Here is a 22,457-nt window from a genome sequence, read left to right as displayed (position 1 = left end):
GAGGTCTGTGGAGGCACCAGTGAAGGCATGGCGCGTACACGAGAACGGCGAGCCTCGCGAGGTGATGCGGCTGGAAGAAGTGCCGGATCCGCAGCCCGGACCGGGGCAGCTGCTGCTCCGGGTGCGGGCGGCCAACGTCAACTTCCCCGACGCGCTGCTGTGCCGCGGCCAGTACCAGGTGCGCCCGCCGTTCCCCTTCACACCGGGCGTGGAGATCTGCGGCGAGGTGCTCGCCGCGGGCGAGGGCGCGTCCGCCGAGGTGGGCACCCGGGTCCTGGCCCAGCCCCCGCTGCCGGACGGCGGCTTCGCCGACCTGGTGGTGGTGGACGCGGCGGCGGTCCGTCCCGCCCCGGACGCCCTGGACGACGCGGAGGCCGCCGCGCTGCACATCGGCTACCAGACCGGCTGGTTCGGCCTGCACCGCCGGGCCCGCCTCCAGCCCGGAGAGACGCTGCTCGTGCACGCCGCGGCGGGTGGCGTCGGCAGCGCCGCCGTACAGCTCGGCAAGGCAGCGGGGGCGCGGGTCATCGGGGTGGTGGGCGGCTCCGGCAAGGCGGCCGTCGCCCGCGAACTCGGCTGCGACCTGGTGCTGGACCGGCGTACCGACGACCTCGTGGCCGCCGTCAAGGAGGCGACCGGCGGCCGGGGCGCGGACGTGGTCTACGACCCGGTGGGCGGCGACGCGTACGCCAAATCGGTCAAGGGCGTCGCCTTCGAGGGCCGGATCGTGGTCGTCGGCTTCGCCAGCGGCGCCGTACCCACCCCCGGCCTCAACCACGCCCTCGTGAAGAACTACACGATCCTCGGCCTGCACTGGGGCCTGTACAACACCAAGGACCCGGCCGCGGTCGACGCCTGCCACGAGGAACTGACCAAGCTGGCCGCACAGGGCGTCATCAGGCCGCTCATCGGCGGCCGGGCGCCGCTGTCCGGCGCGGCCGAAGCGGTACAGCGGGTCTTCGACGGCACCACCACCGGCCGCCTCGTCGTGGTACCCGGCACGGAGGACGCGTCATGACCGAGACGACCACGGAAGCCGGGAGCCTCGACGCCGAAGGGCTGCGCCGCCGCACCGCCGGCCTGCTCGCCGCGTACCCCCCTGCCGACACCGATCCGCTCGACTTCCTGCGGGCCCGCTTCGACGCCGGGCTGGCCTGGGTGCATTTCCCCCGGGGCCTCGGCGGACTCGACGCGCCGCGCGCGCTCCAGGCCGTGGTGGACGCCGAGTTGGCGGCGGCGGGCGCGCCGGACAACGACCCGCGCCGGATCGGCATCGGCCTGGGCATGGCCGCCCCCACCATCCTCCGCTTCGGCACGGACGAGCAGAAGAAGCGCTTCCTGCGTCCGCTGTGGACCGGCGAAGAAGTGTGGTGCCAGCTGTTCAGCGAGCCCGGCGCCGGATCGGACCTGGCCGCGCTCGCCACCCGTGCCGTACGGGACGGCGACCACTGGACCGTGGACGGCCAGAAGGTCTGGACATCCAGCGCCCACCAGGCCCGCTGGGCGATCCTCATCGCCCGTACGGACCCGGAGCTGCCCAAGCACCGCGGCATCACCTACTTCGTGTGCGACATGACCGACCCCGGCGTCGACGTACGGCCGCTGCGGCAGATCACCGGCGAGGCCGAGTTCAACGAGGTCTTCCTGACGGGCGTACGGATTCCCGACGCGCACCGCCTCGGCGAGGTGGGGGAGGGCTGGAAGGTCGCCCAGACCACGCTGATGAACGAACGGGTGGCGATCGGCGGCGCCCGCCTGCCGCGCGAGGGCGGCATGATCGGCGTCGCCGCCCAGGCCTGGCGCGAGCGCCCCGAAGCGCGTACCCACGACCTCCACCAGCGGCTGCTCGGCCTGTGGGTGGACGCCGAGGTGGCCCGCCTGACGGGCGAGCGGCTGCGCCAGCAGCTCGCGAAGGGACAGCCGGGGCCGGAAGGCAGCGGCATGAAGCTGGCGTTCGCCCGGCTGGCGCAGCAGATCAGCGGCTGGGAGGTGGAGTTCCTGGCCGAGGACGGGCTGGCGTACGACGACTGGACGCTGCGCCGCCCCGAGGGCGTGGACTTCACCGGACGCCAGGCCGGATACCGCTACCTGCGCGCCAAGGGCAACTCCATCGAGGGCGGCACCTCCGAGGTGCTGCTGAACATCGTCGCCGAACGCGTCCTGGGGCTGCCGCCCGAGCCGCGCACCGACAAGGACGTCGCGTGGAAGGATCTCCCCCGATGACCGCTCCGAGCGGGGCCCCGGCCCCCACCGAACCGGCCTCCACCGCACCGGCCCCCACGCAGCCCGACGCCGCCCCCGACCTCCTCTACTCGGAGCCGGAGGACGACCTGCGGGCCGCCGTCCGCTCACTGCTCACCGACCGCGGTGGCCCGGCCGCCGCCCTCGCGGACCTGGAGAGCGGCCGCACCCACGACACCGGGCTGTGGCGCGCGCTGGCCGCGGACATGGGCACGGCCGGACTGCTGGTCCCGGAGAAGCTCGGCGGGCAGGGCGCGAGCGCCCGCGAGGCCGCCGTCGTCCTGGAGGAACTGGGCCGCTCGGTGGCGCCCGTGCCGTACCTGACCAGCGCGGTGCTGGCCGTGACGGCACTGCTCGGCGGTGAGACGGACCGTCCCGAAGTGGCCGGGCCGCTCGCCGCGCTCGCCGAAGGGCGGAGCGTCGGCGTGCTCGCCGTGCCCCTGCCGACGGCTCCGGGCACGCTGCCGGAAGCGACCGTACGGGCCGACGCGGACGGCGCGCTGAGCGGCGTGGTGACCGGCGTCGCGGACGCCGCCGCCGCGGACGTGCTGCTCGTACCGGCCGACGGCCCGTACGGATACGCGCTGTACGCCGTGGACGCGACGGCCGACGGGGTACGGACCGAGCCCGGCACCCCGCTCGACCTGACCCGCGTCCCGGCCCGGATCACCCTGGACCGCGCCGCCGGACGGCTGCTGGCCGGACAGGACACGGCCCGCGCGGCGGTGGCCGGCGCGCTGCTGGCCGGCGCGGGACTGCTCGCCTCCGAACAGCTCGGCATCGCGGAATGGTGCCTGGCCGAAACCGTGCGGCACACCGCGCAGCGCACCCAGTTCGGCCGTCCCGTCGGCTCGTTCCAGGCGCTCAAGCACCGGATGGCCGCGCTCTGGCTGGAGGTCGCCTCGGCCCGCGCGGCGGCCCGCAACGCCGCCGACGCGCTGGCCACCGGCAGCCCGGACGCGCGGGTGGCGGTGGCGGTCGCGCAGGCCTACTGCGCGCCCGTCGCGGTACGCGCGGCCGAGGAGTGCATCCAGCTGCACGGCGGCATCGGCATGACCTGGGAGCATCCCGCGCACCTCTTCCTCAAGCGCGCGAAGGCCGACGAGATCGCCCTGGGCACGCCGGGCCGGCACCGCGAGGCGCTCGCCGGGCTGGTGGACCTCCAGGCTCCGTAGCCGCTCCCGGCGCGGTCGAACTCCCGCCCCCGTACGGCCGGTTCCTTAGCGGTCCGTACGGGGGCGTCGCTACCCGATGAGGCTCAGTGGCCCGCTGACGTCGCTCTTCTCGCCGTCCTGGGTCGTCACCTCGACCGTGTAGGACGTACCCGGCGGCACGGTGGGCAGGGTGGCCAGGGCCTCGCCGGCCTTCTTGCTGCCCGCCTTGGGTGCGACCAGCGACAGCCGGTCGTGCCCGCCGGACGGCGTGCGGGCGCTCAGCCAGACGTCCACCTCCTTCCCGGTCGTGTTCGACCACTGGACGAGGAGGCTGCCCGCCACCTTCGCACTGGAGCCGGCGGCCGGTGTGGTGACCTTGACGGCCGGGTCGGCGGCTGACGGGGCGGCGGCCGGTCCGACCGCGAGGGCGGCCGCAACGGCGGTGGTGGCGGCTCCGACGGCCATGCCCTTGGCCTTCGCCGTACGCATGATGACCTCCGTTTTCTCGGGGGCGGTCGGGCGAAGCTTCCCCGCGCGGTGAGATCATCACCGGCGCCCGGGCGACGGCCACCTCAACGGGGGCCCTTGAGCGGCCGGGGCGCCGCGGCTGTACGACACTGTGTCCGCGCGAAGGCGGCACCCGGTGCTCGGACAGGAGCAGCACGGCTCCGCCCGTTACGCAAGCGTGATGTCTAAAAAGTGCAGTTCGGGTAGCGTCGTACCCATGAAGATCGCAACCCGTCGCCCCGCGGCCTCCGGGACGGTGCTCCTCCAGCGCCCCCAGGCCGGTCCGGTGCTCCTGCTGGCCGCCGTCCTCTTGGCGGTGCTCACCGCCGTGGCGCCCGGCGCGCGGGCCGCGGGCGGGCTCGACGAGGCGGCGGACGCCCTGAAGAAGGGGCCGGTGTACGTGGATCCGCGGGCGTCCAACATGCTGTCGTCCGCCGACGCGGGCGCCCTCGCCAAGAAGATCAAGGACTCCGGGAAGCCGGTCTTCGTCGCGGTGCTGCCCGAAGCCGCCGAGTACCGGCCCGGCACCCTTCTCCGGGACCTGCGCACCAAGACCGGCGTCAGCGGTGTCTACGCCGTCCAGCTCGGCGACCGCTTCAACGCCGCCGCCGACGGCCGCGTGATGTCGCGCAACTCCGTACGCAACCTCGTCGGCGCGGTCCAGCGCTCCGACTACAGCACCACCAAGGACCGCCTCGACAGCTTCGTGGACACCGCGACCCAGCAGGCGTCCGGCCACGAGCCGGCCTCCTGGGGCGGTGACGGTGCCGGGATGAGCACCGGCGCGCTCGTCGGTCTGGGCGCGTTGGTGGTGGTCGGCGGCGGTGGCGCGTTCGCGCTGCACCGCCGCGGCAAGAAGAAGCGGGCCGAGGAGGAGCGGGCCGCTCTGGAACAGCTGCGCGTCGTGGTGGACGAGGACATCACCGCCTTCGGCGAGGAACTGGACCGGCTCGACTTCACCCCCGGCGAGCCCGGCGCCGACGACGCGATGCGCGCCGATTACAGCCACGCGCTGGACGCGTACGAGAACGCCAAGACGGCGATGGCCCGCGCCGAGCGCCCCGGCGACGTCGAGCAGGTCACCAAGGACCTGGAGGACGGCCGGTTCGCGCTGGCCACGCTGGCCGCACGGCGCGAAGGCAAGCCGCTGCCCGAACGCCGGGTGCCGTGCTTCTTCGACCCGCGGCACGGCCCGTCCGTCGCGGACGTGGAGTGGGCGCCGGACGGCGCGGCGCCGCGTACGGTCCCGGTCTGTGCCGCCGACCGTACGCGCCTGGAGGAGGGGCAGGAGCCGATGACCCGCACGGTGCAGACCGAGCACGGGCAGCGTCCGTACTGGGACGCGGGCCCGGCCTACGGCCCCTGGGCGGGCGGCTACTTCGGCGGCGGCATGCTGCCCGGTCTCCTCATGGGCACCATGCTCGGCAGCGTCCTGATGGGCCCGTCCGCCTACGCCTCCGACTTCGGCGGCCAGCAGGGCGCGGAGGGCGGCGACGTCTCCGGGGCGGACTTCAATCCGGACGACTTCTCCGGCGGCTTCGGCGGAGACAGCGGCGGGGGCTTCGGCGGCGGGGACTGGTGACGGCGCCGGGGTGGGACGCGGCTACGGGCTGACAGCCGCTCCCCGCACCCGCTTCGCCCCCAGGAACCGCGTGTACCGCGCTCGTTCCGCGAAGTCCGCGTACGTCCACACAGCGGGCCGTCCGGCCTCCTTGCACAGGTGCAGCACCTGGTCGGGGCCCAGGTGCAGGCCGATGTGCGCGCCGTACCCCGCGGGGCGCCCCGGCACCTCCCCGGCGTCGAAGAGCACCAGGTCGAGCGGTTCAGGCGGCTCGGCCCGTACGGTCGCCGCGGTGTCCGCCCACAGTTCGGCCGACCGCAGCGGCGGCACCTCGCGTCCGAAGTGGCGCAGCACGGCGTACGCGTAGAGCTGGCAGTTCGCCCCGGCCGTCACGTCGTACGGATGGCGGCCCGGCAGCGGCCCGGCACCGGGGTGCCGGGCGCCGGCATACGGAACGTCCCGCAGGGCGGCGGGCAGGTGGGGGAGCGGGTCGGCAGTCAGGCCGGGGAGCGGGGCGGCAGGCATCCGCCCATGATGGCGGGCCTCGCGAGCGGGGGCGGCGGAGATTCCGTTTCTTACATGCTGTTTAATTGCCTGCGCTTTGCAACAACAGACGATCTTCAGCAGGGGAGTGGCCATGACGGCCCGGTCGATACGGTCAGTGGCCGCCGCGGCGCTGGCGGGAACGGTGGCGCTCACGGCGGCCGCCTGCTCGACGCCCACCGACGGCAAGGGCGGCGCGGTCGGCGCCGAGGACTCCGCCGTGGTCGGCATCGCCTACGAGCCGGAGACCCTCAGCCCGCTGCTGGGCTACGGCAAGGACGGCAACTCCAAGATCTTCGACGGGCTGCTCACCCACGACGCGGACATGAAGCTCCAGCCCGCGCTCGCCGCGAAGCTGCCCGAGGTCTCCGACGACGGCAAGACCTGGACATACCCGCTGCGCGACGGTGTGACCTTCAGCGACGGCAAGCCCTTCACCGCCGACGACGTGGTCTTCACCTACGAGACCATCCTCGACGAGAAGACCAACAACGCCTCCAAGGCCGAACTGGACGCCCTGGAGAAGGTCGAGAAGAAGGACGCCCATACCGTCGTCTTCCACCTCAAATACCCCTACGCGCCGTTCGCCGAGCGCACCGTCCTGCCGATCGCCCCGAAGCACGTCGCGGGCGAGCAGGACGTCAACAACGGCTCCTTCACCACCAAGCCGATCGGCACCGGGCCGTACATCCTCACCAAGTGGTCCAAGGGCGAGAAGCTCTCCTTCAAGGCCAACCCGCACTACTGGGGCGGCGCGCCCAAGGTGAAGAACTTCACCATGGCGATCATCAAGGACGACGACGTACGCGCCACCCGGCTGCGCTCCGGCGACCTCGACGGCGCGATCCTGCCGCCGAACCTCGCCGCCACCTTCAAGTCCGACCAGGACAAGCAGTCCCTGGCGGCCAAGACGTTCGACTACCGCACCGTCACCCTGCCCACCGCCAACAAGGTCACCGGCGACCAGGCCGTCCGCCGGGCCCTGGACGTCGCCGTGGACCGCAAGGCCATGGTCGACGGCATCCTCGACGGCGCCGGCAAGCCCGCCTATGGGCCCGTGCCGACCGACAGCCCCTGGTTCGCCAAGGGCACCGAGCGCACCCACGACCTCAAGAAGGCCGAGCGGATCCTCGACGACGCCGGCTGGCGGAAGGGCGAGAGCGGCATCCGCGAGAAGGACGGACAGCCCGCCTCCTTCAAGCTCTGGTACCTGGCCGGCGACAAGCTCCGCCAGGAGCATGCGCTCGCCTTCGCCTCCGACGCCAAGAAGGCCGGCATCGAGGTGAAGGTCGAGTCCGGCCCCTGGGAAAGCATCATGCCGAACATGAAGACCGACGCGGTGCTCGCCGGCGGCGGCAGCCCCGCCGACCCGGACTTCGACCAGTACCTGCTGCTGCACTCCTCACTGGCCGGCGACGGCTTCAACAACATGTCGCGCTACGACAACCCCAAGGTCGACAAGGCACTGGTGGACGCCCGCCGCACCGACGACAAGGCCGCGCGCAAGGCCGGTTACGACACCGTGCAGCGTGAACTCGCCGACGACCCGGCGTACATCTTCCTCACCCACATCGACCACCTCTACGTGGTCAAGGACCGGTGGAAGGACCTCACCACCCAGGTCGAGCCGCACGACCACGGCCTGGCCTCCGGCCCGTGGTGGAACGCAGAGGACTGGCAGCCCGCCAAGTGAGCCGCCTCGCACAGCTGCCCTGGGGGCCGATGGCGCGGATGACGGGACGGCGGGCCCTGTACGCCGTGCCGGTCCTCCTCGCCGTCACCCTCGGCGTGTTCGCCGTCGCGGCCGCCGCGCCCTTCGACCCCGTCAGGGCGTACGCGGGCACCGCCGGGCTCACCGCCTCCCAGGAGAACCTGGACCAGATCCGGCACAACCTCGGCGTCGACCAGCCGCTGCTCGGCCGCTGGTGGCACTGGCTGACCGGCGCGCTCACCGGCGACCTGGGCGACTCCGCGACACTGCGCGCACCCGTCTCGCAGGTCATCGGCGAACGCATCGGCTGGTCGGTGCTGCTGTGCGCCCTGGCGTTCGTGTTCGCGATCCTGGCGGGCACGCTGCTGGGGGTGCTCGCGGCCCGGCGGCCGGGCTCGATGGCCGACCACGCCATCACCTCCGCCGCGTACACCCTGGAGGCCGCCCCGCCGTTCTGGCTCGGACTGCTGGCCGTCTGGCTGTTCGCGCTCAAGCTCGGCGTGCTGCCGGCCGGCGGACTGACCGACACCGGCAGCGAGGTCGCCACGGCCGGCCAGATCGCGCGCCACGTCATCCTCCCGGCACTCGTGCTCGCCGTGTCCCAACTCCCCTGGTTCGTGCTGTACGTACGGCAGGGCGTCGGCGATGCCCTGGAGGAGGACCCGGTGCGCGGCGCGCGGGCCCGCGGCCTGAGCGAGCGCACCGTCCTGTTCCAGCACGCCCTGCGCTCCGGGCTGCTCCCGGTCCTCACCCTGATCGGCTCGCGGGTACCGGAACTGATCACCGGCGCGCTGCTGGTGGAGTCCGTCTTCAGCTGGCCGGGCATCGCCGCCGCCACCGTCGACGCGGCGACGAGCGTGGACTTCCCGCTGCTGGCCGCCCTGACGGTGCTCGCCACGATCGCCGTGCTGATCGGCAACCTGCTCTCCGACCTGTTGTACGGACTCGCCGATCCGAGGGTGGGATTCGATGGCTGAGACAGCTGAGACGGTGCAGACACCCAGGGAGACGGCGGCCGGTACGTCCGCCGCCGTCCACTGGCACCGGCGCGACGCGCGGCGCGGCGGGCGCGGCACCCGCACCCTGCGCGTCCGCGTCTCCGCCGTGCTGGTGGCGGCCATCGTCCTGGCCGTGCTCGTCGTACCGCTGCTGGTCCCCCTGGACCGGCAGGCCGTCGACCTCGCCGCCAAACTCCGGGCGCCGTCCCCCGCCCACCCCTTCGGCACCGACGAGGTGGGCCGCGACCTGCTGCTCCGCTGCGTTTACGGGCTGCGCGTCTCGCTGCTCGTCGGTGTGGTCGCGGCGCTCGCCGCCACCGTCATCGGCACCGCGGTCGGCGCGCTGGCCGGGGCGCTCGGCGGCTGGGCGGACCGCGCTGTGATGCGCGTCGTGGACCTGTTCTCCGCCGTGCCGCACCTGCTGCTCGGCATCTTCATCGTGGCCATGTTCCGGCCCGGCGCCTGGCCCGTGATCATCTCGGTGGCGCTGACCCACTGGCTCTCGACCGCACGCATCGTCCGGGCCGAGGTGCTTTCCCTGCGCTCCCGCCCGTACATCGACGCAGCCGTCTCCGGCGGCGCCTCGCGGTGGCGGATCGCCGTCCGCCACCTGCTGCCGGGCGTCCTGCCGCAGGCCGGACTCGCCGCCGTCCTGATGGTCCCGCACGCCATCTGGCACGAGTCCGCGCTGTCCTTCCTGGGGCTCGGACTGCCCGCCCACGAGGCGAGCCTCGGCAATATGGTCAACAGCGCGCGCAGTTCGCTGCTCGCGGGCGACTGGTGGCCGACCCTCTTCCCCGGCCTGTTCATCATCGTCCCCACGCTCGCCATCGCGGGCCTGGCCGGCGCCTGGCGCGAACGGATCAACCCGCGCCGCCGATCGGAGCTGATGCTGTGAACCCGGTGCCCACGTCGCCGCCCCCGCCCGTCCTGTCCGTACGCGACCTCTCCGTACGCTTCCGGATGCGCGGCGGACGGCACATCGCCGCCGTCACCGACGCCTCCTTCGACCTCGCGCCCGGCCAGTGCCTCGCGCTGGTCGGCGAGAGCGGCTGCGGCAAGTCCGTCCTGGCCTCGGCCCTGCTCGGCCTGCTCCCGGGCAACGCCGAGACCGCCGGCGCCGCACACCTGGACGGCGTGGAACTGCTCACCGCCTCCGAACGCGAACTCTCCCGCTCGGTACGCGGCCGCCGCATCGGCCTGGTGCCCCAGAGCCCCGCCGCCCACCTCACCCCCGTACGCACCGTACGGGCCCAGCTCGAAGAGACCGTCCGGGAACTCACGGACACGCCCAGGCACGCGCTGCGGGCCGCCGCCGAGCGGGCCGCCGACCGCACCGCCTTCCCCGCCGGGCACCTCGACCGCCACCCGCACGAACTCTCCGGCGGCCTCGCGCAGCGCGCCGCCACCGCCCTCGCGCTGGTCGGCGACGCCCCGCTGCTCCTCGCCGACGAACCGACGACCGGCCTGGACCGCGACCTGGTGGACCGTACGGTCGACGAACTGCGCCGCCACATCGACGCACCGGACGACGCCGGAGGCGCCGGACGGGCCCTCCTCATGATCACTCACGATCTGGCGGCGGCCGAGCGGATCGCCGACCGGGTGGCCGTCATGTACGCCGGCCGGATCGTCGAACTCGCCGATGCCCCGGACTTCTTCGGCACCCCGGGCCCCCGCCACCCGTACGCCCGCGGACTCCTCGACGCCCTCCCGGACCGCGCCTTCACCCCCGTCCCCGGCATGCCGCCGGAACTGGGCGCCCTCCCGCCCGGCTGCGCCTTCGCCGCCCGCTGCGTCCGCAAGACGGACCGCTGCACGGCCGGCGTGCCCGCGCTGACGGACGGCACCGCCTGCCACCACCCGCTGAGGGAGCCGGCAGCCGCCGCACCAAGGGGAGGAGCAGCCGGTGCTTGAACTCCACTCGATCACCGCGGGATACGACCGCAGCCGGCCCGTCGTACGCGATGTGTCGCTGCGCATCGAGCCCGGCGAGGCCGTCGGCCTGCTCGGCCCCAGCGGCTGCGGCAAGTCGACACTGGCCCGGGTCGCCGCCCTCCTGCACCGCCCCGACTCCGGCACCGTCGTCCTCGACGGCCACCCCGTCAGCGGCTACCGCCACCGGGCCACCCGCGCCCAGCGCACCGCGTACGGCGTCGTCTTCCAGCAGCCCCGCCTGTCCGCCGACCCCCGCCTGCGCCTCGCCGACCTGATCACCGAGCCTCTACGGGCCACCGGCCGCCGCGCCGAGGCCGTGGACCGCCTGGCCGCCCTGGCCCCCGTCGTCGGCCTGGGCGCCGACCTCCTCGCCCGCCGCCCCCACGAGGTCAGCGACGGCCAGCTCCAGCGCGCCTGCCTGGCCCGTGCCCTGGTCCTCCGCCCTCGCTGGCTGATCTGCGACGAGATGACCGCCATGCTCGACGCCTCGACGACGGCCGCCCTGGTGGCGGTCGTCGAGGAGTACCGACGCGCATCGGGGGCCGGGCTGCTGGCGGTCGGGCACGACCGGGTGCTGCTGGAGCGGTGGTGCGACCGGACCGTGGGATGGGGGGAGCTGGGCTCCTCCGGGGCGGGCGGCTGAGCGGGCGGAAGCGCCCCCTCACGGCTCGCGGTCACACGTCCCAGGAGACCGGGAGGCGCTTCACCCCGTAGATGTCCGCCGTCTCCGGGCGCAGCGCGACCTCTTCGGCCGGTACGGCCAGGCGCAGCGTGGGGAAGCGGTTGACCAGCGCGGGGAACGCGACCCCCATCTCGACGCGCGCCAGCTGCTGCCCCAGGCACTGGTGGATGCCGTGGCCGAAGGCCAGGTGCCCGCCGTCCTGCCGTCCGAGGTCGAGCAGGTGGGACTCGGGGAAGCGCTCGGGGTCGCGGTTCGCGGTGTTGATCGACAGGATCACCGGCGAGCCGGCCTCGATGGTCTGGCCGCCGAGTTCGACGTCTTCCAGCGACACCCTCAAGAACGTCTTGGCGACGCTCAGGTACCGCAGCAGTTCCTCCACGGCCCGGTCGGCGAGCTCGGGTTCGGCGCGCAGCGCCGCCAGCTGTGCCGGGTTCTGCAGCAGCGCGAAGGTGCCCAGTGCCAGCATGTTCGCGGTGGTGTCGAGCCCGGCCGCCAGCAGGATCAGGCTGATCCCGCGCAGCTCCTCGTCGGTCAGGTCGCTGTCGGCGAGTTCACTGAGCACGTCGTCGGTGGGGTGCGCGCGCTTGGCGGCCACCAGCTCCGCGAGGTAGTTCTGGACCGCGGTGTAGGCCGCTATCAGCTCCTCGTCGGTCGTCTCCCCGCTCATGAACGACTCGACCTGCTCCTGGAAGGAGCCCCGGTCCTCGTACGGCACTCCCAGCAGCTCGCAGATCATGATGGCGGGGATGGGCCTGGCGAACGCGGCCACCAGATCCACCGGCGGTCCGGTCTTCTCCATGGCGTCCAGGCAGTCGGCGGTGACCTGCTCGACGCGCTCGGTGAGCAGGCGCATCCGCCGCACGGTGAACTTGCCCGCCAGCGGCTTGCGGTAGCGCCGGTGTTCCGGATCGTCCATGAGGAGGAACTCGCCGGGCGGCGCCGGGGGCACCTCGATGTCGCCGTAGTCGATGGTCGGGTGGTGGCGCATCAGCTCCTTGCGTGAGCTGAATCGTGGGTCGGCCAGGACCGCGCGGGCCAGGTCGAATCCGGTGATCAGCCAGCCGGCTTTGCCGCTGGGGAAGGTGTAGGGGCTGATGGGGCTGTGCCGGCGGGCGTCGATCAGCTCGGCCGGCGGGTCGAAGGGGCAGCCGGACGCACGTGTCGTCGGCAGCGTGGTGACGGTGCGGAGGGATTCACTCATGCCTGTTCCTCATTTCGCGATAGAACGTGTTTTGACGCAGCTCGAAAGCTACGTTGCATTCAGTTCGACGTCAATCATTCGAGCGCCGTAACTGCTGGTGGAGAACGGGATATTGATGCAATGACGCTGATCTCGAATGCAACGGCCCGTTGCAATGAAGGGCGGTGAAGGCAATACTGCCGCCATGCCAGGAGGACGATTGACCCAACAGGAGCGCCAGCGCATCGCGGCCGGACTCGGCGACGGGCTCCCCTACGCCGAGATCGCCAGGCGCCTCGACCGGCCGACTTCGACGATCAGCCGGGAAGTCGGACGCAACGGCGGCCCCGGCGGCTACCGGCCCCAACAGGCGCACCGGGAGACGGCCCGGCGGGCGCGGCGCGGCACGCCGGCGCCGCCGCGCTCGGCCGGAGCGGCGGGCGGCTCGGTGGAGGAAGAGGCGGTCGAGCTCGCGGTCAGGGCGGGGATGCCGAGGATCACGGCGCGCGTGCACGTCGATCTGCTGCTGTCCGAGGACGGCAGGCGGACCGCGGCCGAGCTGACCCGCCGACTCGGCGTCAGCCCGGCCTCCGTGTCCGTGGCCGTGAACTTCCTGGTCCGGCACGGTTATGTCCGGCGCGAGCGCGATCCGCAGCGGCGTCGCGACAGCTACGTGATCGACGACGAGGCCTGGTACCACACGATCATGATCAGTGCGCGGCAGACGCTTGAGTCGACGCGGGCCGCGATGGCGGCGGCGGAGACCTTCGGGCTCGACAGCCCCGTGGGGCAACGGCTTTCCAGGGCGGGGACGTTTCTGGAGCGGGTCATCCTGGACATGGGGGAGTCGGCCGAGCGCTGGCGCTTCCTCCTGACGTGACGCGGTCGCGTACGGGCCGTTGTCAGTGGCTGCTGCGACAGTCGGGGCAGTTCGGAGCGCGGCCCGACACCGGTTCCGGGCTGCCGCGTGCGGACCGCACGCGTCGCCGTGTGGTGTTCGAAGAGAGGCCGCCGATGTCCGTCCGCCGGGTTGTGCCCGACATCCGTTCGCAGGCCATGGACGAGAGCCGGGAGTTCTACGGACTTCTCGGGCTGGAGGAGGTCATGAACCTGGGATGGGTCATGACGCTCGCCGCCCCGGACAATCCCGCCGCGCAGGTGATCTTGATGACGGAGGACCGCTCCGCGCCCGATACGCCGCCCGACATGAGTGTCGAGGTGGATGACGTGGACGCGGTGTATGCCGCCGTACTGGCCAGTGGGGCGCCTGTGGTGCGGGAGTTGCGGGACGAGGAGTGGGGGGTGCGGCGGTTCTTCGTGCGGGATCCCAATGGGCGGGTGGTGAATGTGCTGGGGCATCGGTGAGGTGCAGGAGGGAGGGCGGGGGTCAGGGGGAGCCGTAGCGGTCTTTGATGTGGCGGCGGGCGGTCTTGCCGGTGCTGGAGCGGGGGAGGTCCGGTGCGATCACGGCGGAGTGCGGGATCTTGTAGCGGGCCAGCCGGCCGGAGAGGGAGGAGAGGACCTCGGACGCGTCGAGACTGACGTTCGGAGCCGCCACCAGGACCGCGCGGCCGACCTCGCCCCATTCGGCGTCGGGGACCGGGATCACCGCGCACTCGGCCACGCCGGGATGGGTCAGCAGGGCGTGTTCGACCTCGGCCGGGTAGATGTTCTCGCCGCCTGAGATGAACACCTCTTTGAGGCGGTCGACGATGGTCACTCCGCCGTCGCTGTCCGTCCGGGCCGCGTCGCCGGTGCGCAGCCAGCCGTCCGTGAAGGCTGCTTCGCTGTCGCGTGGCCGGTTCCAGTAGCCGGTCATGACATTGGGTCCGCGTACGAGGAGTTCGCCGGTCTCGCCGAGGGGGGTGGGGGAGGAGCCGGATTCGGGGGGCGCCACGCGGACGTCGGTGAAGAAGTGGGGTACCCCGGCCCGGCCCGGCCCGGCGCCGGTGGGCTGATCGTGCGTCAGCAGGACGCCCGGCGCCGCTTCCGTCATGCCGTACCCCTGGCGCAGGGCGAGCCCACGGCGTGCGTACGTGTCGATCAGTGTGTCGGGGACCGGGGCTCCGCCGCACACGAGCGTGCGAAGGGAGGAGAGGTCGGCTGCGCGCCAGCGGGGGTGGGCGGCGATCCGGTGGAACATCGTGGGGACGCCGAAGAGGGACGTGACGCCGTACCGTTCGACGGCTTCGAGTGCCGCGCCCGCGTCGAAGGCCTCCAGCAGCACGCACGTGCCGCCCTTCAGCAGCACCGGCAGAGCCTGCATGCCCAGCGCGGCGGCGTGGTAGAGCGGCGCGGCGATCAGGGCGGCCTCATCGGCGGTCAGGTCCTCGTCGATCAGGACGTTGACGGCGTTCCAGGTGAGGTTGGCGTGGGTGAGCACGGCGCCCTTGGGGCGGCCGGTCGTGCCGGAGGTGTAGAGGATGACGCAGGGGTCGTCCGGTGCCACGGCTTCTTCGACCGGTGTGACGGGACCGGCCCCGCCCGCCGCGTCCGCCTCGACGACCGGTACGCCGGTGCCCGCCGGAGCGCCGGGGGAGCGGCCGGAGCGCAGCAGCACCCGGGCGCCGCAGTCCGTCAGTTGGTAGGCCAGTTCCGGCGGGCTGAGCCGTACGTTGAACGGGACGAACACCGCGCCCAGCAGGCCGGCGGCGAACAGGGACGCCAGGAATTCGGGCCGGTTGGGGCCGAGGAAGCCGACCCGGTCACCCTTGCGCACGCCGTGGCGCCGGAGGGTGTGGGCGATGCGGGTGGCGTGTTCGTACAGCCCCGCGTAGCTGATGCGCCGCCCGTCGTCGTGGACCACCGCCGTGCGGTGCGGGGTCCGCCGCGCCCGCCGCGCGGTCCAGGCGCCGATGCCTTCGTTGTGCACTGTGCCGCCCCTGTCCGCTCACCTGTGAGGCCCGTCTGCCGCATCACCCGTTCGAAGGAGACGCGTAGTGACATGATATTACTGATGGTAATTTACTAGTGACGCTATGTGTTCGGCGAGTGGGGAGGCTGCGATGACCGCTGGTCCCGGTACGGCACTTCTGATGGACGCGCGGGTCCGCCACAGTCCCGAGGCCGAGCGCATCGACACCCGCGGCGAGCCCCCGGTGTGGCGCGCGGAGCTGCCCGACGGCTCGTCCGCCTGGGTCGCGAGCGGGTACGACGCCGCGCGCCGGGTGATGACGGACACCGGCTTCGTCAAACCGGCCGTCCGGGGTGGTGAACGCTGGACGCGCTACCTCGGCTTCACCGGGCCGCAGATCACCCAGAGCATCGTCCGCAGCATGCTCAACACCGACGGTGACCTGCACCGGCAGCTGCGGGAGCTGGGCGCGTCGGCGTTCACCCCCGAGCGCGTACGGGCCGCCGTCGACCGCGCCGAAGGCATGGCGGAGGACCTGCTCGACGAGATCGCCGGGCGTGGCCGCGCCGACCTCGTCCGCGAGTTCGCCCACCCTTTCGGTGTCCGGGCGATCACCGGACTGCTGGGGTATCCGGACGATTTCGTGCGCCGCGCCCTGGAGCTGCGGCGCTGGGGTCCGTCACCGCTGTTCGATCCCCCCGGCTCACCGGACCGTGTGCGGTACGCCGCGGACCGGGAAGCCATGAGCGAGCTGCTGCACGACCTGGTGGACTTCCGGCGGCGCAGACCGGGGGCCGACGCCGTCAGCGGGATGATCGCGCACGCCGATGCCGCCGGCCTCGACGAGGGCCAGCTGACCTCCACCCTCTTCCTGCTCCTCGTCTCCGCCTACGAGCCCGTCGCCGACTTCCTCACCTCCAGCCTGTACACGCTCTGGCACCGCCCCGACCTCCTCGCCGAGCCCGCCCGGGTCGTCGACGGGCTCGACGAACTGCTGCGCTACACCTCTCCGCTGGCGGCCACCATGCCGCGCTTCGCCGTCCGGCCCACCGAGCTGTACGACGCGCAGCTGGAGCCGGGCGACGCGGTGATCGTGCACATCGCCCTCGCCAACCGCGACCCACGGCGGTTCACCGCCCCCAACCACCTCGACCTGACCCGGGACGCGGGCCAGGACCTCGTCTTCGCCCACGGCCCGCACTTCTGCCTCGGCAGCAGCCTCGCCGTCGGGCTGTGCCGTACCGCCCTCGGCGCCGTGCTGCGCCGCCTGCCCGGTCTCGCCGCCGCCCAGCCGCTCGACACGCTGCCCTGGCAGCGCGGCTCGACCGGCGGCATCACCCATCTGCACGTCACCGCGGGGCTGACGGCGCTGCCCGTGACCTTCCAGCCCCGGCACGCGGTGGTGTCGTGATGGCCCGCGTCACCGGCCTGTCGGTCCTCACCGCGTACGGCCACGGCCCGGACGCCCTCTGGCAGGGCCTGACCTCCGGGAAACCTGCCACCTCCCCGGTCACCCGCTTCGACACCACCCGTCACCGTGCCCACCACGCCGCCACCGTCCCCGGCACGCCCGACCTGTACGCGGAACTGGCCCACCTCATCGGCGCAGCCTGCGACGAGGCCGAACTGTCCGCCGCCGACCGCGCCGCCACACCGCTCGTCCTCGCCCTGCACGCCGGCCCGGACACGGCCGCCCTGGCCGTCGAGCTGGCCGGCGCCTGCGGCCTGCGCGAGGTGCTCACCGTCCACACCGCCGCCTGCGCCGCCTCGAACACCGCCGTCGCCGAGGCGGCCCACCTCATCGGCACCACAGCCGAACGGCGGGCCGTCATCGCCGGCGCCAGCTTCGTCGACGCCAGCATGTTCGCCGCCTTCGACAGCGCGGGCATCCTCGCCCCGGACGGCGTCTGCCGCCCGTTCAGCGCCGGCCGCGAGGGCCCGGTGCTGGGGGACGGCGCCGCCGCCGTGGTCCTCGAACACACCGGCACCGCACCGCCGTGGGCGGTCGTGAGCGGTTGGGGCAACGCCGCCGAAGCCCACCACGTCTGCCGGCCCCACCCCGAGGGCCGGGGCCCCGCGGCGGCCGTCACCACCGCACTGCGCCGCGCCAAGCTCCCCGGCGACCGGATCGGCTACATCAACGCCCATGCGACCGCCACCCCCGCCTTCGACGCGGGCGAGGCCGCCGCCATCGTGAGCGCGCTCTCCCCGCACGGCGTACAGATCCCCGTCAGCTCGACCAAAGCCCTGCACGGACACTGCCTGGAAGCCTCCGGACTGGTCGAACTGGCCGTCTGCGCCCTCGCGTTCCGCCACGGGGAACTGCCCGTCAACGCCAACCACCTCGCACCGGACGAGGACTGCCCCCTCGACCTCGTACTCGATCCGGGCCGCGCCCCGCAGTCCCGCTACGCACTCAGCCTCAACAGCGGTTTCGGCGGCGTCTGTACGGCCCTCCTCCTGGCGATGCCGTAACCCGACCGGTGCTGCCGTGCCCCCGACCACCCCGTGCCGTACGACGACACCCGTGCGGGAAGAGCCCCATGAGGACGACGCCATGCAACTGATCGTTGAGACCCGGGCCCAGTGGCCGCCACCGGACGACCCGGCGGCGCGCCTGCCGGAGGTCCCGCGCTTCGACACGTCCGCCTTCGCGCCCCTGCTGGTGGCCGTCGGCGAACGCTGCCTCGCCGACCGGTACGGCACACCCCCGCTGCCCCCGGCGCTCGGCCCGCGCACCGCGCTCGTCCTCGCGTCCACCCGCGGCGACGTGGTCACACAGACGGCCATCGACGACGCGGTGGCCGGGCAGCGGCAGGTGCCCAAACCCCTGCTGTTCCAGAACGTGCCCTCCACGGCGCTCGGCCATCTGAGCACCGTATGGGGCCTGACCGGCCCGCTCGTCGCCACACTCGCCATCGGCGACCCGCTGGCCGCGGCCCGTACCACCGCCGCACGCGTCATCGCCACGGGCGACGCCGACCAGGTCCTGGCCATCGCCGCCGACCCCGGCGGCAGCCCGCGGTCACCCGGCACGGCATGGGCCCACCTGTTCACGACCGGCAGGACCTGACCGCCCGTCCGGGGCCGGGCCCTCGCCCCTCGTCCGCCACCGTGGCCGCGTCCCCCCCCACCGCGCCCACACCGTCATCCCCACTCAAGGAAAGCGATGCCCCCCACCTTGCAGCCCTCCGCGGCCGAGCTGCGGTTCCCCTCGGTCCTGACCCCCGAGACGCTCGAAACCGCCGCCGGGCCCGTCACCGTACGGCTCGACGACGCCTCCCGCGCGGACGTCGCCCGCTGTCACGACTACCTCCGCACCTGCATCGGCAAGGGCCGCGAGATCTACGGCACCACCACCGGCTTCGGCCCCCTCGTCGTCTACGCGGGCCAGGAAGAGGGCACGGACCAGTGCGAGAACGTGCTCACCCACCTCGAAGTCGGCCAAGGCGCCGACCTGGACCCGCCGGTCGCCCGGGCCACCCTGCTCACCCGGCTGTGGAGCCTGGCCAGGGGCCACTCCGGCGTGGCTCCGGCCGCCGTGGACGCCCTCGTGGCGATGCTCGGCACCTCCTTCGCGCCGGTGATGCCCGAGTACGGATCGGTCGGCGCCAGCGGCGACCTGGCACCCCTGGCCCACGCGATCCGCTCCCTCCAGGGGCGCGGTGACGCCTACCTCGGCACCACCCGCATGCCCGCCGACCGCGCCCTCGCCGAGGCCGGACTGCGGCCCGTGGAACTGACCGGCAGGGACGCGCTCGGCCTGGTCAACGGCACGTCCGTGACCGCGGCGGGCGCCGGCCTCGCGCTCGCCCAGCTGCACCGCTCGGTGGCCGCCGGAACCGCGCTGACCGCCCTGCTCGCCACGGTCCTCGGCTGCCGCCCCGACTTCACCGCCCCCGAGATCTTCGAGGCGCTGGGCCACGAGGACACCGCCGAACGCGCCGACGACCTGCGTAAACGACTCGTGGGCCACGAACCCAGCGGCACCCGCGCCCTCCAGGAGCCCTACACACTGCGCTGTGCGCCGCACATCCTCGGCGCCGCGGCGACCAGCATGCGTCACGCCCGCCAGGTCGTCACCGACGACCTCAACGGCATCAGCGACAACCCGCTCTTCTTCCCCGAGCGCGACGTCGTCGCCCACGGCGGCAACTTCTTCGGCCAGCAGGTCGCCTTCGTCGCCGACCTGCTGTCCATCACCGCGGCCCAGCTCGCCAACCTCGCCGAACGCCAGCTCGACCTGCTGATCGACCCGCGCCGCAACGGCGGCCTCAACCCGATGCTCGCCGAGGACCCCGGACGTGACCACGGCGTCCAGGGCATCCAGCTCGCCGCGACCTCCCTGGTGGTCGCGATGCGCCGCGCCGCCACCCCCGCCGCCATGCAGAGCATCCCCACCAACTGGCACAACCAGGACATCGTCCCGTTCGGTACGCAGGCCGCGTTCACCGCGCTGAAGCAGGCCGGGACGCTGCGCCTGCTGCACGGTTCGCTCGCCGTCGCCCTGTGCCAGGCCGTCCGCGTCGGGGCGCGGCGTCCCACCGCCGACGCCTCCACCCGCCTCCTGGACGCGCTGGAGCCGACCGTGGCGCGGGACCGGCCGTGGGCCGCTTCGGTACGGGACGCCGCCGACGTACTCGACCGGATGTGCTGAGCCGCGACGCCGGCGCCGCCGGGCCCACGAGGCCCGGTGGTGCCGGCCCGCGGCGTCAGGGCCGCGGCACCACCAGCACCTCGGTACCCCGCGCCCGTACGCCCCGGATCTCCGCGGCGGGCAGCCCGTCGTCCACGACCAGCAGGTCGAAGTCGGTCAGCGGCGCCAGCGCGTACAGCCCGCCCTTGGTGAACTTGGTGTGGTCGGCGACCAGCACCCGCCGCCCCGCGCTCTCCATCATCGCCCGCTTGACCTGCACCGTCTCCGGCGAGGTGTGGTAGCAGCGGCCGTTGGTGACGGCGGTGGTCGACATGAACAGCACATCGGCGCGGAAGGCCCGTGCCGCGTCCGCCGTGTGCAGGCCCATGAACGCGTCGTACGCCGGGAAGTAGGCGCCGCCCAGCGTGATCAGCGAGATGCCGGGCTCCTTGGCGAGTGTGGTGACGGCCGGCAGCGAGTTGGTGATGACGGTCAGCGGCGCGTGCTCGGCGAACCGGTGCGCCAGCAGGAGGCAGGTGGTGCTGTCGTCGAGCATGACGGTCTGGCCGGGTACGAGCAGGGTCGCCGCGGCCCGGGCCAGGGCCTGCTTGGCCGGCGCCATGACCGCCATCCGGTCGGCCACGCTGCCGTGGAACTGTGCCGACGGCAGACCGGTGGCCCCGCCGCGCACCTTGCGCAGCCAGCCCTGCGCCTGGAGGGCGTCCAGGTCGCGGTGGGCGGTCATCAGGCTGATCCCGTACGCCTCGGCGAGGTCCGAGGTGCGGACGAAGCCGCGGGCGATGACGGTGTCGCGCAGGCGGCGGCGCCGCTCCTCCTGGGCTTCGAGCCGGTCCATGGTGCCCACTTCCTGTGCGGTACGGGCCGCCTGGCGTGCGGCGCACACCGCACGCCGTGTGAATTCGCCGCGTTATGTTCGCACGGATCTAACGTGGCGTGCACGGTGGGCGCGGCCCTCACCGGCGGCTCCGGCAGGACTCAACACGGCAGGCCACCGGCCCGGTGCGAAGATTTCCGGCCACCATTGACGCTGGTTTCGGCCGGACTGTTGCATCGGCTCCGTCCGCTCCGCAGGCCTCCTGCCACCGCCTGCCGCCGTAGAAAGGGGAGATTCGATGAAGAACCCTCTCCCGCGTTCACCGATCACACGGGCGACCACCCGCCTGGGCATTCCGCCGACCCTCGCCTGGGGCTACCTGGGCCTGCTGCTGTTCATGATCGGGGACGGTGTCGAGTCGGGTTACCTCTCGCCGTACCTGATCGACCAGGGCATCCCGGAGCCCCGGGTGGCGCTGCTGTTCACCGTCTACGGCGTCGCGGCGGGCATCGCCGCCTGGCTCTCCGGCGTACTGTCCGAACTGTGGGGACCGCGCCGCGTCATGTGGACCGGCCTCGCCATCTGGGGCGCTTTCCAGGTCGTCTTCCTCGCCGCGGCCGTCCCCCTGGCGAACTACCCCCTGATGATGCTGGGCTACGGCCTGCGCGGCCTGGGCTATCCGCTGTTCGCGTACGGATTCCTCGTCTGGATCGCCGGGGTCGCGCCGCGGGCCCGGCTCAGCACCGCCATGGGCTGGTTCTGGTTCGCCTTCACCGGCGGCCTGCCGACCCTGGGCTCGCTGGTCGCCGGCGGCCTCATCCCGCACATCGGCGCGTACGCCACGCTGTGGGCCGCGCTCGTCCTGGTCGCCGTCGGCGGCCTGATCGCCCTGCTGCTGGTCCGCGACGACCGCGGTGGCCCCCGGCCGCGCTCCGAGGGCGACGGCCCGTCGGCCACCCTGCTCGGCAGCGTCACGATCCTGTGGCGCAACCCCCGGGTCGGCACCGGCGCCCTCGTACGGACCATCAACACGGCCTCGCAGTTCGGCTTCTTCGTCATCCTGCCGGTGCACTTCACCCGGACCGTCGGCTTCAGCCTCACCCAGTGGCTGCACCTGCTCAGCGCGATGTTCGCGACCAACATCGTGGCGAGCCTGCTGTGCGGCATGATCGGCGACCGCTTCGGCTGGCGCCGCACCATCGCCTGGTTCGGCGGCGCGGGCTGCACCGTCAGCACCCTGCTGCTGTTCTACGTACCGCAGGCGGCGGGCGACAACTTCGGCCTCGCCCTGGTGGTCGCCGCGTTCTACGGCGCTACCCTGGCGGGATACGTCCCGATATCGGCGCTGATGCCCTCGCTGGAGCCGCGGCACAAAGGCCAGGCACTGGCGGCGCTCAACCTGGGCGCGGGCGCCAGCACCTTCGTCGGACCGGCCGTCGTCGCGGTCTTCGCCGGGCCGCTCGGCGTCGAAGGGGTGGTCTGGATCTTCGCGGGGATGTACGCGGTCAGTACCGTGCTCACCGTCTTCCTGAAGCTGCCGGACGAGCCGGGCACGGCACCGGCGGAGGCGGCTCCCACCGCGGCCGCCGCGCCGTCCGCCCCGTCACCGGCGTGAGA

At 73.1% G+C, this 22,457-nt stretch carries 21 protein-coding genes; 16 read left to right on the top strand and 5 right to left on the bottom strand.

Going from position 1 to position 22,457, the window contains the following annotated elements; translation table 11 throughout:
* Positions 1 to 19: 19 nt before the first annotated feature.
* From ACZ53K_RS19135 to ACZ53K_RS19125, 3 genes are read left to right on the top strand one after another with little or no spacing between them, the layout of a single operon-like run.
* Positions 20 to 1,018 carry an NADPH:quinone oxidoreductase family protein gene (locus ACZ53K_RS19135; protein WP_468837689.1) on the top strand — a complete coding sequence of 333 codons (999 nt, stop codon included), beginning with the start codon at positions 20 to 22 and terminating at the stop codon, positions 1,016 to 1,018.
* Positions 1,015 to 2,223, top strand: a complete 1,209-nt coding sequence (locus ACZ53K_RS19130; protein WP_468837686.1) for an acyl-CoA dehydrogenase family protein — start codon at positions 1,015 to 1,017, stop codon at positions 2,221 to 2,223. The genes ACZ53K_RS19135 and ACZ53K_RS19130 overlap by 4 nt, the downstream gene beginning before the upstream one ends.
* Complete coding sequence (locus ACZ53K_RS19125; protein WP_468837684.1) at positions 2,220 to 3,416, top strand: acyl-CoA dehydrogenase family protein; 1,197 nt, start codon at positions 2,220 to 2,222, stop codon at positions 3,414 to 3,416. Before ACZ53K_RS19130 ends, ACZ53K_RS19125 begins: the two co-directional genes overlap by 4 nt.
* Positions 3,417 to 3,485: 69 nt before the next feature.
* On the opposite strand, the gene ACZ53K_RS19120 is transcribed toward ACZ53K_RS19125, so the two are convergent.
* A complete protein-coding gene (locus tag ACZ53K_RS19120) occupies positions 3,486 to 3,884 on the bottom strand; it encodes a hypothetical protein (RefSeq protein WP_468837681.1) in 399 nt (132 codons plus the stop codon).
* A 235-nt stretch (positions 3,885 to 4,119) separates the two neighbouring features.
* Here ACZ53K_RS19120 and ACZ53K_RS19115 point away from each other — a divergent pair, with 235 nt between their 5' ends.
* The gene (locus tag ACZ53K_RS19115) at positions 4,120 to 5,484 is read left to right on the top strand and encodes a hypothetical protein (protein ID WP_468837678.1); all 1,365 of its coding nucleotides are present in this window, start codon (positions 4,120 to 4,122) and stop codon (positions 5,482 to 5,484) included.
* Between the two features lie 21 nt (positions 5,485 to 5,505).
* Here ACZ53K_RS19115 and ACZ53K_RS19110 read toward each other — a convergent pair whose 3' ends face one another.
* Complete coding sequence (locus ACZ53K_RS19110; protein ID WP_468837676.1) at positions 5,506 to 5,988, bottom strand: cell wall hydrolase; 483 nt, start codon at positions 5,986 to 5,988, stop codon at positions 5,506 to 5,508.
* A 112-nt stretch (positions 5,989 to 6,100) separates the two neighbouring features.
* Here ACZ53K_RS19110 and ACZ53K_RS19105 point away from each other — a divergent pair, with 112 nt between their 5' ends.
* The 5 genes from ACZ53K_RS19105 (at position 6,101) to ACZ53K_RS19085 (ending at position 11,296) form a co-directional block, all read left to right on the top strand.
* Positions 6,101 to 7,699 (top strand): ABC transporter substrate-binding protein, encoded by a 1,599-nt coding sequence (locus ACZ53K_RS19105; RefSeq protein ID WP_468837673.1) that lies wholly within the window; start codon positions 6,101 to 6,103, stop codon positions 7,697 to 7,699.
* Between the two features lie 29 nt (positions 7,700 to 7,728).
* Positions 7,729 to 8,694 (top strand): ABC transporter permease, encoded by a 966-nt coding sequence (locus tag ACZ53K_RS19100; protein ID WP_468838007.1) that lies wholly within the window; start codon positions 7,729 to 7,731, stop codon positions 8,692 to 8,694.
* Positions 8,687 to 9,613, top strand: a complete 927-nt coding sequence (locus ACZ53K_RS19095; RefSeq protein WP_468837670.1) for an ABC transporter permease — start codon at positions 8,687 to 8,689, stop codon at positions 9,611 to 9,613. The genes ACZ53K_RS19100 and ACZ53K_RS19095 overlap by 8 nt, the downstream gene beginning before the upstream one ends.
* A 65-nt stretch (positions 9,614 to 9,678) precedes the next feature.
* Positions 9,679 to 10,632 (top strand): ABC transporter ATP-binding protein, encoded by a 954-nt coding sequence (locus ACZ53K_RS19090; RefSeq protein WP_468838005.1) that lies wholly within the window; start codon positions 9,679 to 9,681, stop codon positions 10,630 to 10,632.
* Entirely contained in the window at positions 10,625 to 11,296 is a 672-nt protein-coding gene (locus tag ACZ53K_RS19085; RefSeq protein ID WP_468837668.1) for an ABC transporter ATP-binding protein, read from the top strand. The genes ACZ53K_RS19090 and ACZ53K_RS19085 overlap by 8 nt, the downstream gene beginning before the upstream one ends.
* 31 nt (positions 11,297 to 11,327) lie before the next feature.
* On the opposite strand, the gene ACZ53K_RS19080 is transcribed toward ACZ53K_RS19085, so the two are convergent.
* The gene (locus ACZ53K_RS19080) at positions 11,328 to 12,536 is read right to left on the bottom strand and encodes a cytochrome P450 (protein ID WP_468837666.1); all 1,209 of its coding nucleotides are present in this window, start codon (positions 12,534 to 12,536) and stop codon (positions 11,328 to 11,330) included.
* A gap of 184 nt (positions 12,537 to 12,720) precedes the next feature.
* Between ACZ53K_RS19080 and ACZ53K_RS19075 the strand changes: the two genes are divergently transcribed.
* Together ACZ53K_RS19075 and ACZ53K_RS19070 are read left to right on the top strand one after the other, a co-directional pair.
* Positions 12,721 to 13,395 (top strand): GbsR/MarR family transcriptional regulator, encoded by a 675-nt coding sequence (locus tag ACZ53K_RS19075; RefSeq protein ID WP_468837664.1) that lies wholly within the window; start codon positions 12,721 to 12,723, stop codon positions 13,393 to 13,395.
* A gap of 134 nt (positions 13,396 to 13,529) precedes the next feature.
* Positions 13,530 to 13,880 (top strand): VOC family protein, encoded by a 351-nt coding sequence (locus ACZ53K_RS19070; protein ID WP_468838003.1) that lies wholly within the window; start codon positions 13,530 to 13,532, stop codon positions 13,878 to 13,880.
* A gap of 22 nt (positions 13,881 to 13,902) precedes the next feature.
* Here the strand turns inward: ACZ53K_RS19070 and ACZ53K_RS19065 are convergent, their stop codons facing one another.
* The gene (locus ACZ53K_RS19065) at positions 13,903 to 15,387 is read right to left on the bottom strand and encodes an acyl-CoA synthetase (protein ID WP_468837661.1); all 1,485 of its coding nucleotides are present in this window, start codon (positions 15,385 to 15,387) and stop codon (positions 13,903 to 13,905) included.
* Positions 15,388 to 15,520: 133 nt separating this feature from the next.
* Between ACZ53K_RS19065 and ACZ53K_RS19060 the strand changes: the two genes are divergently transcribed.
* From ACZ53K_RS19060 to ACZ53K_RS19045, 4 genes are all read left to right on the top strand, one after another.
* Positions 15,521 to 16,780, top strand: coding sequence for a cytochrome P450 (locus ACZ53K_RS19060; protein ID WP_468837658.1), 1,260 nt, complete (start codon positions 15,521 to 15,523; stop codon positions 16,778 to 16,780).
* The gene (locus ACZ53K_RS19055) at positions 16,780 to 17,844 is read left to right on the top strand and encodes a beta-ketoacyl-[acyl-carrier-protein] synthase family protein (RefSeq protein WP_468837655.1); all 1,065 of its coding nucleotides are present in this window, start codon (positions 16,780 to 16,782) and stop codon (positions 17,842 to 17,844) included. The genes ACZ53K_RS19060 and ACZ53K_RS19055 overlap by 1 nt, the downstream gene beginning before the upstream one ends.
* An 82-nt stretch (positions 17,845 to 17,926) precedes the next feature.
* Positions 17,927 to 18,442, top strand: coding sequence for a hypothetical protein (locus ACZ53K_RS19050; protein WP_468837652.1), 516 nt, complete (start codon positions 17,927 to 17,929; stop codon positions 18,440 to 18,442).
* Between the two features lie 96 nt (positions 18,443 to 18,538).
* Positions 18,539 to 20,026, top strand: a complete 1,488-nt coding sequence (locus ACZ53K_RS19045; protein WP_468837649.1) for an aromatic amino acid ammonia-lyase — start codon at positions 18,539 to 18,541, stop codon at positions 20,024 to 20,026.
* Between the two features lie 55 nt (positions 20,027 to 20,081).
* Here ACZ53K_RS19045 and ACZ53K_RS19040 read toward each other — a convergent pair whose 3' ends face one another.
* A complete protein-coding gene (locus tag ACZ53K_RS19040; protein WP_468837647.1) occupies positions 20,082 to 20,861 on the bottom strand; it encodes a DeoR/GlpR family DNA-binding transcription regulator in 780 nt (259 codons plus the stop codon).
* A gap of 277 nt (positions 20,862 to 21,138) precedes the next feature.
* Here ACZ53K_RS19040 and ACZ53K_RS19035 point away from each other — a divergent pair, with 277 nt between their 5' ends.
* Complete coding sequence (locus tag ACZ53K_RS19035; protein WP_468837644.1) at positions 21,139 to 22,455, top strand: MFS transporter; 1,317 nt, start codon at positions 21,139 to 21,141, stop codon at positions 22,453 to 22,455.
* The last annotated feature ends 2 nt before the right edge of the window (positions 22,456 to 22,457 follow it).

It is taken from the genome of Streptomyces sp. NPDC033221 (assembly GCF_055577005.1).
Note: the sequence above shows the minus strand (reverse complement) of the source record. Positions and strands in the feature narration are given on the sequence as shown.

Excerpts from the sequence above, each read along its gene's own strand:
- ACZ53K_RS19130 (WP_468837686.1), top strand. The coding sequence starts at position 1,015 with ATGACCGAGACGACCACGGAAGCCGGGAGCCTCGACGCCGAAGGGCTG.
- ACZ53K_RS19125 (WP_468837684.1), top strand. The coding sequence starts at position 2,220 with ATGACCGCTCCGAGCGGGGCCCCGGCCCCCACCGAACCGGCCTCCACC.
- ACZ53K_RS19120 (WP_468837681.1), bottom strand. The coding sequence starts at position 3,884 with ATGCGTACGGCGAAGGCCAAGGGCATGGCCGTCGGAGCCGCCACCACC.
- ACZ53K_RS19115 (WP_468837678.1), top strand. The coding sequence starts at position 4,120 with ATGAAGATCGCAACCCGTCGCCCCGCGGCCTCCGGGACGGTGCTCCTC.
- ACZ53K_RS19110 (WP_468837676.1), bottom strand. The coding sequence starts at position 5,988 with ATGCCTGCCGCCCCGCTCCCCGGCCTGACTGCCGACCCGCTCCCCCAC.
- ACZ53K_RS19105 (WP_468837673.1), top strand. The coding sequence starts at position 6,101 with ATGACGGCCCGGTCGATACGGTCAGTGGCCGCCGCGGCGCTGGCGGGA.
- ACZ53K_RS19100 (WP_468838007.1), top strand. The coding sequence starts at position 7,729 with ATGGCGCGGATGACGGGACGGCGGGCCCTGTACGCCGTGCCGGTCCTC.
- ACZ53K_RS19095 (WP_468837670.1), top strand. The coding sequence starts at position 8,687 with ATGGCTGAGACAGCTGAGACGGTGCAGACACCCAGGGAGACGGCGGCC.
- ACZ53K_RS19090 (WP_468838005.1), top strand. The coding sequence starts at position 9,679 with ATGCGCGGCGGACGGCACATCGCCGCCGTCACCGACGCCTCCTTCGAC.
- ACZ53K_RS19080 (WP_468837666.1), bottom strand. The coding sequence starts at position 12,536 with ATGAGTGAATCCCTCCGCACCGTCACCACGCTGCCGACGACACGTGCG.
- ACZ53K_RS19075 (WP_468837664.1), top strand. The coding sequence starts at position 12,721 with ATGCCAGGAGGACGATTGACCCAACAGGAGCGCCAGCGCATCGCGGCC.
- ACZ53K_RS19070 (WP_468838003.1), top strand. The coding sequence starts at position 13,530 with ATGTCCGTCCGCCGGGTTGTGCCCGACATCCGTTCGCAGGCCATGGAC.
- ACZ53K_RS19060 (WP_468837658.1), top strand. The coding sequence starts at position 15,521 with ATGACCGCTGGTCCCGGTACGGCACTTCTGATGGACGCGCGGGTCCGC.
- ACZ53K_RS19055 (WP_468837655.1), top strand. The coding sequence starts at position 16,780 with ATGGCCCGCGTCACCGGCCTGTCGGTCCTCACCGCGTACGGCCACGGC.
- ACZ53K_RS19050 (WP_468837652.1), top strand. The coding sequence starts at position 17,927 with ATGCAACTGATCGTTGAGACCCGGGCCCAGTGGCCGCCACCGGACGAC.
- ACZ53K_RS19045 (WP_468837649.1), top strand. The coding sequence starts at position 18,539 with ATGCCCCCCACCTTGCAGCCCTCCGCGGCCGAGCTGCGGTTCCCCTCG.
- ACZ53K_RS19040 (WP_468837647.1), bottom strand. The coding sequence starts at position 20,861 with ATGGACCGGCTCGAAGCCCAGGAGGAGCGGCGCCGCCGCCTGCGCGAC.
- ACZ53K_RS19035 (WP_468837644.1), top strand. The coding sequence starts at position 21,139 with ATGAAGAACCCTCTCCCGCGTTCACCGATCACACGGGCGACCACCCGC.